The organism is Aeromicrobium sp., assembly GCF_014378035.1.
Lineage (GTDB): Bacteria > Actinomycetota > Actinomycetes > Propionibacteriales > Nocardioidaceae > Aeromicrobium.
Map to the genome: position 1 here is coordinate 1 of NZ_JACMOM010000355.1, position 8,445 is coordinate 8,445.

At 67.2% G+C, this 8,445-nt stretch carries 8 protein-coding genes; 1 reads left to right on the plus strand and 7 read right to left on the minus strand.

Features of this window, described 5'->3' with window-relative positions; all coding sequences use genetic code 11:
- The 5 genes from H7290_RS18790 to H7290_RS18810 form a co-directional block, all read right to left on the minus strand.
- On the minus strand, window positions 1–1,981 hold a 1,981-nt coding region (locus tag H7290_RS18790), incomplete at its 3' end, for a heavy metal translocating P-type ATPase (protein ID WP_290515548.1).
- A 58-nt stretch (window positions 1,982–2,039) separates the two neighbouring features.
- Window positions 2,040–2,204 carry a hypothetical protein gene (locus H7290_RS18795; RefSeq protein ID WP_290515549.1) on the minus strand — a complete coding sequence of 55 codons (165 nt, stop codon included), beginning with the start codon at window positions 2,202–2,204 and terminating at the stop codon, window positions 2,040–2,042.
- A 45-nt stretch (window positions 2,205–2,249) separates the two neighbouring features.
- Entirely contained in the window at window positions 2,250–3,713 is a 1,464-nt protein-coding gene (locus H7290_RS18800) for a multicopper oxidase family protein (protein ID WP_290515550.1), read from the minus strand.
- A 176-nt stretch (window positions 3,714–3,889) separates the two neighbouring features.
- Window positions 3,890–5,002, minus strand: coding sequence for a HAMP domain-containing sensor histidine kinase (locus tag H7290_RS18805; RefSeq protein ID WP_290515551.1), 1,113 nt, complete (start codon window positions 5,000–5,002; stop codon window positions 3,890–3,892).
- Window positions 4,999–5,709, minus strand: a complete 711-nt coding sequence (locus H7290_RS18810) for a response regulator transcription factor (protein WP_366927653.1) — start codon at window positions 5,707–5,709, stop codon at window positions 4,999–5,001. The genes H7290_RS18805 and H7290_RS18810 overlap by 4 nt, the downstream gene beginning before the upstream one ends.
- 216 nt (window positions 5,710–5,925) lie before the next feature.
- On the opposite strand from H7290_RS18810, the gene H7290_RS18815 reads away from it, so the two are divergent.
- Complete coding sequence (locus H7290_RS18815) at window positions 5,926–6,195, plus strand: SHOCT domain-containing protein (protein ID WP_290515552.1); 270 nt, start codon at window positions 5,926–5,928, stop codon at window positions 6,193–6,195.
- 72 nt (window positions 6,196–6,267) lie between these two features.
- Here H7290_RS18815 and H7290_RS18820 read toward each other — a convergent pair whose 3' ends face one another.
- Window positions 6,268–6,462 carry a hypothetical protein gene (locus tag H7290_RS18820; protein WP_290515553.1) on the minus strand — a complete coding sequence of 65 codons (195 nt, stop codon included), beginning with the start codon at window positions 6,460–6,462 and terminating at the stop codon, window positions 6,268–6,270.
- 39 nt (window positions 6,463–6,501) lie between these two features.
- Window positions 6,502–8,445 (minus strand): MMPL family transporter (locus H7290_RS18825; RefSeq protein WP_290515554.1); only part of this gene is annotated, 1,944 nt, incomplete at its 5' end.

The window sequence follows — 8,445 nt, forward strand, 5'->3', positions numbered from 1 at the left end:
CACGTCCCTCCTCGCGGAGCCGCTTGACGATGTCGCTCTTGTTCTCCGGAAGGACCTCTGCCTCGATGCGGGAGATGCCGAGGCGGCGACCGACTGCCTCGGCTGTGATCCGGTTGTCGCCGGTCAGCATCACCACCTCGACCCCTTCGGCACGCAGGGCTGCAAGAGCGTCGGCGGTCGTGTCCTTGACCGGGTCGGCAATGGCGAAGATGCCGGCAGCTGTGGCATTGACTCCGATGAAGATGGCGGTGGCTCCGTCGGCACGGAGCTCGTCGGCCCGGGCAGTCAGGGCCGTGGTGTTCATGCCGTGGCTGAGCAAGAACCCTGCGCTGCCCAGCACGATGGTCTGTCCCTCGACAGTGCCTTGGACCCCCTTGCCGGTGGGAGAGTCGAAGTCGGTGACCTCCGGGATCGTGACACCGGTGTTCGCAGCGGCTGCCACCACAGCCCTGCCGAGAGGATGTTCCGAGGCGCGCTCGACGCCTGCCGCGAGCCTCAGGAGATCATCGCGATCGAAGCCCGTGGCCGCGACGATCTGCGTGACCGAAGGCCGTCCCTCGGTCAAGGTCCCGGTCTTGTCGACCACCAGGGTGTCGATCTTCTCCATCAGCTCGAGTGCCTCAGCATTCTTGATCAGGACACCCAGCCCAGCGCCTCGACCCACCCCGACCATGATCGACATCGGCGTGGCCAGACCCAGGGCACAGGGGCACGCGATGATCAGGACCGCGACGGCCGCAATGAGGGCATGAGCCAGGCGCGGGTCGGGCCCGACCGAGGCCCAGACGATGAAGGCAATGACAGCGACTCCAAGAACGGCAGGCACGAACCAGGCCGCAACCCGATCTGCCATCCGCTGGATCGGTGCTCGCGAGCGTTGGGCACCCGCGACCATCTGGACGATACGGGCCAGCATCGTGTCGCGGCCGATCTTGTCGGCGCGGACCACGAGGGACCCGGACTGGTTCAGGGTGCCGCCGATGACGGTGTCACCTGAGCTCTTGGTGACGGGCATGGACTCGCCAGTCACCAAGGATTCATCGAGTGAGGAACGACCGTCCTCGACGGTGCCGTCGACCGGGACCTTCTCGCCGGGTCTGACACGCAGCCGATCACCGATCTGCACCAGGTCCAAGGTGACGTCCTCCTCGGCGTCCGAAGTGATCCGGTGGGCGGTCTTGGGGGTGAGATCCAAGAGGACCTTGATCGCTCCCGAGGTCTGCTCGCGGGCCCTGAGCTCGAGGACCTGGCCGAGCAGGACAAGCACGGTGATGACGGCGGCGGCTTCGAAGTACACGTCGACGGTGCCGTCCATGCTGCGGAAGGCGTCGGGGAACGCGCCGGGCGCGAGTGTGGCCACCAGGCTGTAGAGCCACGCGACACCGGTGCCGATGGCAATCAGGGTGAACATGTTGAGCTGCATGGTCTTCACCGAGACCCAGCCACGGAGGAAGAATGGCCAGCCGGCCCACAACACGACGGGTGTGGCCAGGACGAACTGGATCCAGGTCGAGGCGGTCGGGCTGATGATGTCGTGCAGTGACGGGAAGAGGTGAGCGCCCATCTCCAGGACTACCACCGGGACCGCGAGAGCCAAGGCGATCCAGAACCGTCGGCTCATGTCGGCCAGCTCGGGGCTCGGGCCGGTATGGGCCGTTGCGACGACAGGTTCGAGTGCCATCCCGGAGATCGGGCAGGCACCCGGCCCCGGCTGACGGATCTCCGGGTGCATCGGGCAGGTGTACTCGACTGCCTCGTCAGTGAGAGGTATCGGGGCTGCCGGGCCAACGGTCGGGTGGACGAAGGCCCTCGGGTTCGCTTCGAACTTCGCTTGGCAGTGCGCCGAGCAGAAGTGATACGTCGCACCGTCGTGCACGCTCGTGTGGTCGGTCGCGGCGCTGTCCACGTCCATCCCGCAGACGGGGTCCTTCACAAGATGACGAACGGGGATGTTCTGCTGGCCATCGGTATCGTTACGCATGAGGCCAGTATACCCCCCAGGGGTATATTCGGAAGAGTCGAAGGTCCCTTTCCCTGCACTACGCCGCAGGGGGCGGATCGTTCTCGAACGCTGCCCGCATCCGCAGGTCTCGAGCGGGATCGGCGGTGGTGCAGCATGACGTCAACCGGACGCGGCCCGACAGGGCGCCGACCACCAACGCGACGAGCGCCAGTGCGATCAGGCCGGCGATGACAATCTCCACGAGATCTCCGTTGGGTGGTGAGGGACTCGAGCACGGACATCCGGATCAGGTCCGGTAGTTCAGTGCAATCATCATGCCAGCCTCGGCGTGGTAGGCGTTGTGGCAATGAGTCATCCAGCTGCCCGGGTTGTCGGCCTGGAGATCCACCGCCAGCGAGGCCATCGGCTTGACCAGCACGGTGTCCTTGCGGAGCCCGCTGGGCAGCGCGAAGGTGTGGCCGTGGATGTGCATCGGGTGGGTCATTTGAGTCATGTTCATGATCTCCAGGCGCACCCGGTCGCCCTCGCTGACGAGCAAAGGGTCGTTCTTGCCGTAGGGGGCTCCGTTGATGGCCCACCGGTAGGGCATCATCTGTCCGCTGAGACGGACCATCTGGGTGGAGTCCGGTTTGCTGGTCGAGAGCCGCGAAGCCGCTGACGGCTGCAGGTCGGCGCCTTCGAGGATGGGGCCGTCGAGCTCGGCCGGATGAGCTGCGGGGTCTGGTGCGGCACCAGCGCCGGTGCGGATCAGGGCCATGGCTTGGCCTTGTTTCCCGTACGGCGAGGCGACGAGTGCACCTACGCCGTCGCCGAGGGTGACGATGGCGTCGTACCGTTCGCCCATCCCGATGTAGAGGGCTCCGGCGTCCTGGGGCCGGACCGGGAAGCCGTCGGCGTGGGTGATCGTGAGGCGGTGGCCGCTCAGGGCGACGGTGAAGATGGTGTCGGATCCAGCGTTGATGATGCGTAGTCGGACTCGTTGGCCGGGCTTTCCGTGCAGTACGTCGGGAGCGGTTCCGACTCGGCCGTTGATCAGGTAATGGGGGTACGTCACGTCGCCGGCGTCGCCGAAGGGTGGGTCGCCGCCCATCGACATCCCGCCCATGCCCATCCCGCCCATGGAGTCCGGGCTGCCTCCGGATCTGCCGGTGAGATCGGCCAGGACGTCGTCGGGAGTTCGCCCGGTGCCGTCGATCCAGTCGTCAAGGACCACGATCCATTCCAGGTCGTAGTCGCCCGGCTCGTGCGGGTCGTCGATGATCAACGGGGCATAGAGGCCGCGGTCGAGCTGTACGCCGACATGGGGGTGGTAGAAGTAGGTGCCCGGGTCCGGGGCGGTGAACTCATAGAGGTACGACGCGCCGGAAGCGATCGGATCCTGGGTGAGGCCGGGCGTACCGTCCGCGGCCGTGCGCAGAGCGATGCCGTGCCAGTGGACGGACGTGTCAGTCGGAAGCTGGTTGTCCACCCGGATCCGCAGCATGTCCCCGGCCGTGGCCCGGATCAGTGGTCCTGGTGCAGTGTCACCGAAAGCCCAGGTGTCGACCGTGGTGCCGCCCAGGTCCAGCGACGTCGTCTTGGCGGTCAGCCGGTGTTCCACCACTCGTTGCCCCGCGAGCGGCTGCAGTCGTGCGGCCTTGGCGAACGCCGAAGGGGCGGCCGCGGGTGGGTGTGAGCAGGCTGTCAGGGCGCCTGTGCCGGCTATGGCCAGCCCGCCGAGGAGCAGCCCACGTCGTGAGATCTCGTGCATGGTTTCTCCCGGTCCGAGGCCCGGTTCCTTGGCAGAAACCCGAGGGCCATCTCCAGCGTCGGTCGATCGTCTCGAGTTCTGACCCCCATTTGATGAAGATCCGACGAAGGTCGCTGGCGACGGCTGACGCCTCTCGTTCGCTGCCCGGGCAGGTCCGGATTGTCGGCTCGAATCGACTATGGACTAGCCAGCGCCAGCCGTACGGTGAAGGTGGCGCCGTGTCCTGGTCCGGGGCTGGCGGCCGTGAGGGTGCCACCGTGCGCCTCGACGATGGCCTTGCTGATGCTGAGCCCGATCCCGGAGCCGCCTCGGTTGCGGTCCCGGGCGGTGTCGACTCGGTAGAACCGGTCGAACAGGTGGGTCAGGTGCTCGGGTGCGATCCCTTCGCCGGTGTCGGCGATCGCGTACTCGACCCAACGGTCGCGGCAACGGCATCTGAGGGTGACGGTGGCACCGGGCGGGGTGTGTCGCAAGGCGTTGTCGAGCAGGTTGCCCAAGACCTGGCCGATGCGATCAGGGTCTGCCAGCACGGGGTCGTTGGTGGTCAGATCGGTGTCGAGATAAACCCCTTTTGCCACGAATCGATCCCGGGCGCTCTCGGATGCGGCGGTGGCCAGGGTGCTTGCCGCGACCCGCTGCCGGTGGATGTCGAGGGTGCCCTCCTCGGCCTCGGACACTGCGGCGATGTCTTCCGCGAGCCGGCCAAGTCTGCGGGTGCTGAGTCGGATCACGCTGAGTGTGTCCCTGTCCAGACTGCGGACCCCGTCCTCGACGGCCTCCAGGTGAGCGTCGACGGTCGCCAGAGGCGTCCGCATCTCGTGTGCGAGGTCGGCCAACATCCTTCGCCGGGTGGCCTCGACGTTTCCGAGTCGTTGTGCCAGGGAGTTGTAGCTGTTGGCAAGGGTGGCGAACTCGGCGCCGAGTCCGGGGTCGGCGACTCGGTCGTCGTAGCGTCCGGCGGCGACCTCGGCGGCCGCTGAGGCCACCTGACCGATCGAGCGTTTCACCCGGCGGGTGAAGTACCACGTAACTGCCAAGGCGGTGGCCGTCGCCGCCAGGAGCGCGACCGAGATCGAGATCAGCAGCGCGGAGCTGAAGGCCTCCTCGACGTGGTGGGCTTCGGTCGCGGTGTGCGAGATCCCGGCACGATTCAGGTGGACGCGAAAGATGCTGGGGCCCACGAACGACGCCACAACCCACGTCGTCACGGCCCCGGCCACGAGCACCAGGGCCTGCGCTGCGAGAAGTCGGGCGGCGAAACCTGCTCGACCGCGAACGCGATCGCTCATTGGCCTGTACCCATCCGGTAGCCGATTCCGCGCACGGTGCGGACGTACATGCTGTCTGAGGCATCGTCAGCCAGCTTCTGGCGCAGGTGGCCGATGTGAACGTCAACCAGGTGCTCGTCCCCCACCCAGGAAGGACCCCAGACGTCGTCGATGAGCTGACGCCGGCTGAAGGCCATCCTGGGCCGTCCCGACAACGCCGCCAGCAGGTCGAACTCTGTCCGGGTGAGGGCGACGGGCTCACCATCGAGCCAGACGTCCCGTCCGGCCGTATCGATGCTCAAGGCACCAAATGACCGCAGCTGGACAGGTGGTTCACCCGCGCCGGCCAGCTCTGCGGACTGTCGCGGCCGGCGCAGCATCGCGTGTACTCGTGCCATCAGCTCGCGGGGGCTGAACGGCTTGGTCAGGTAGTCATCGGCGCCGACAGACAGCCCGATCAGGACGTCGATCTCGTCGCTGCGCGCAGTGAGCATCACGATGTACGCATCGGAAAAGGTGCGGATCTGGCGACAGACCTCGACACCGTCCAGGCTCGGCAGGCCGAGGTCGAGGACAACAACGTCGGGATCGACGTCGCGAGCGAGTGCCACGGCGTGGAGTCCGTCGTGGCTGATCGAGGCTTCGAAGCCGTCGCGTTCGAAGTAGCTGCCGATCAGGGCTGCCAGGGCAGCTTCGTCCTCCACCACCAGAGCCCGCATCCCGGACAGCGGCCACTGCTGGGACGGCGTCGCTCCGGCCGACTGGGCCAGGGGCTGGGGACGGCGGGGCTTCGGCATGGCGTTCATGCTGCCAGCCAAGGGCCGGTGCCACCGCGCGATGGTCACCAGGGGGCCGATTCTTCAGTGAACCTTCACAGAATCACGACCGGGGGCCGATGTTCGGGGGCCACAGTGGAGACAACAGACAACAAGGAGTTGAGACCGATGATGGGTTGGTACAACGACGGAGGCATGGGCGCCGGCGTTTGGATCGCGATGATCCTGATGATGAGCCTGTTCTGGGGAGCCGTGATCTTCGCCGGCATCATGATCTTCCGAGGCACCAACAACCGCAGCGACCGCGAGAGTGTGCGTTCCGACCGGCCGACCCACCGCGATCCGGTGGACATCCTCGACGAGCGGTTCGCCCGCGGCGAGCTCGACAACGAGGAGTACGAGGCCCGCAAGGCGGCCCTGCTGCGCAGCAAACGCTGAGCCAGCGGTCCGTCCGTCACGCCCCATGGTGGCGTGACGGACGCACGGTTGCTGGTGATGCCGTCCTGTCGTTCAGGATCGGCCGAAGAGCCTGCCGAAGAAACTGTTGCCGCTGCTCGAGCCAGTGGCCGCGGCCTTCTCGGCCTTGCTGTGCCCTCCGGGGCACCACTGTCCAGCCGGGACAACGGCCTTGACGTTCGCGATGTGTTGGCCGCAACCGGCCCAGGTGGTCTTGCCGCAGGTCTTGCATCGGGCTGCTCGGCACATGGGTGAATCTCCGTTCGGTGGGTGAGGTGTGGTGACTGGTCAGCTGTGGGAGAAGCGGATGTCGGGCAGCACGCGGGTCAGCCAACGCGGGACCCACCAGGCTGCGTTGCCGGTGAGGCGCAGGAGCACCGGGAGCAGGACGAGCCGGATGAGGAATGCGTCGAGAAGCACCGCGACGCCCAGCACGATGCCCATCTCCTTGGGCGGCAGCGGCCCGGACAGCGCGAAGGTGAAGAACACTGCCACCATCACGGCTCCGGCAGCGAAGATGACCCTGCCAGAATGCGCCAACGAGCCGACCATGGCCTCTTTCGGGTCACCGGAGTGTTCGTAGTGTTCCTTGGCCGAGGCGAGCAGGAAGACGGTGTAGTCCATCGCGATCGCGAAGATCATCGCGAAGAAGAACACCGGCGCCCAGGCGTCGAGGAAGCCCTGGGGCTCGAAGCCCATGAAGTCGGCGCCCCACCCTTCTTGGAACACCAGGCGCGCGACGCCGAAGGCCGCCGCCGTCGAGAGCAGGCTGGCCAGCGTCCCGAGGAGGGCGATGAGCGGAGCCTGCAGCGCGACGAGCAGGAGCACGAAGCCAAGCGCGAGGATCACGCCGATGACCAGCGGGGTGGAGTCGTCGAGCTGCGTCTTGAGGTCGAGATTCTCGACCGCGGCACCGCCGACGTACGCCGACGGGGGTAGGTCGGCGCGGAGCCGGTCGACGGTGTCGCTGAGCGCGGGGTCGGACGGGTCGACGGTTGGCACGGCTTGGATCAGGGCGTACGACGACCCGTCATCGGCGGGCATGGCGGGCATGGCACCGGCGATGCCGGTGTCGTCGGACAGTACGGCGGTCGCGGTCGTCGCGTCGGTCTTGTTCACCACGATCGTGAGCGTGCCCGGGGCGCCGTCGCCGAACGCTTGCTGGACCAGGTCGTAGCCGACGCGCGCAGAGGAATCCTCGGGCAGCACCTTGATCGAGGGCATTGCGGTCTTGAGGCCAAGCACCGGGGCGGCCAGTGCCAGCAGCACCACGAGGGCTGCCAGGCCGAAAGCTACGGGATGCTCCCAGAGCCGCTCGCCCCACGCGGCGAACTTCGCCGAGCGGTGCTCGTTGGAGCGCGACCACGGCAGCGAGAGCTTGTTGATGCGCAGGTCAAGCTTTGCGAGCACGAGTGGCAGGAGCGTGAGCGTCGCGGCGAGCACGAAGACGACCGAGAGCATGATCCCGCCGGCCATCGAACGAAAGGACGGGGAGGGCACGAGCATCACCGCGGACAGCGAGATCAGCACAGTCGCGCCGGAGAGCAGCACGGCCTTGCCGGCGGTGTCCATGGTCTCGGCGATCGCGAGACGCGGCGTGCTGCTCGCCCGGGCCCGGGCCGCACGGTAGCGGACCACGATGAAGAGGGCGTAGTCGATGCCAAGGGCTAGCGCGAACATCATCGCGAAGTTCATCGCCCAGATCGAGACCGGGACCAGGTGGTTGATCAGGACCAGGGATCCGGCGGAGGCCACGAGCCCGGCAAGCGTCAGGATCAGGGGCAGGCCGGCGGCCACGAGGGCTCCGAAGGCCAGGACCAGTATCGCGAGCGTCACTGGCCAGGAGACCATCTCGGACGTGAGCATGGCGGAGAGGTTGGCCTCGTTGAAGTCCGACCAGAGCAGTGAGGCGCCGGTCGGGTTCACCTGGATCCCGGAGGTGGAGAGGCTCTGCAGCGGGCCCTTGAGGTCGTCGGCGACCCGGACCATCTCGTTGGGATCGGCATTCGCTCCGGCCACGAGGACCGCGGTGGTGCCGTCCTGGCTCAAGGTGGCACCGGGCCGGGGCTGGATCACTTCGGCGACACGCGCGTCCTTCTCGAGCATGGCGGTGGCGCGGGCGATCACCCGCTTTGCGGCAACAGAGGTCAGCGGGCCGTCGGTCGAGTGCACGACGACCTGGATCGCGGTCGGGGAGCTGCCGCCGGAGTGCTGCTGGGCGAGCTCGCGGGC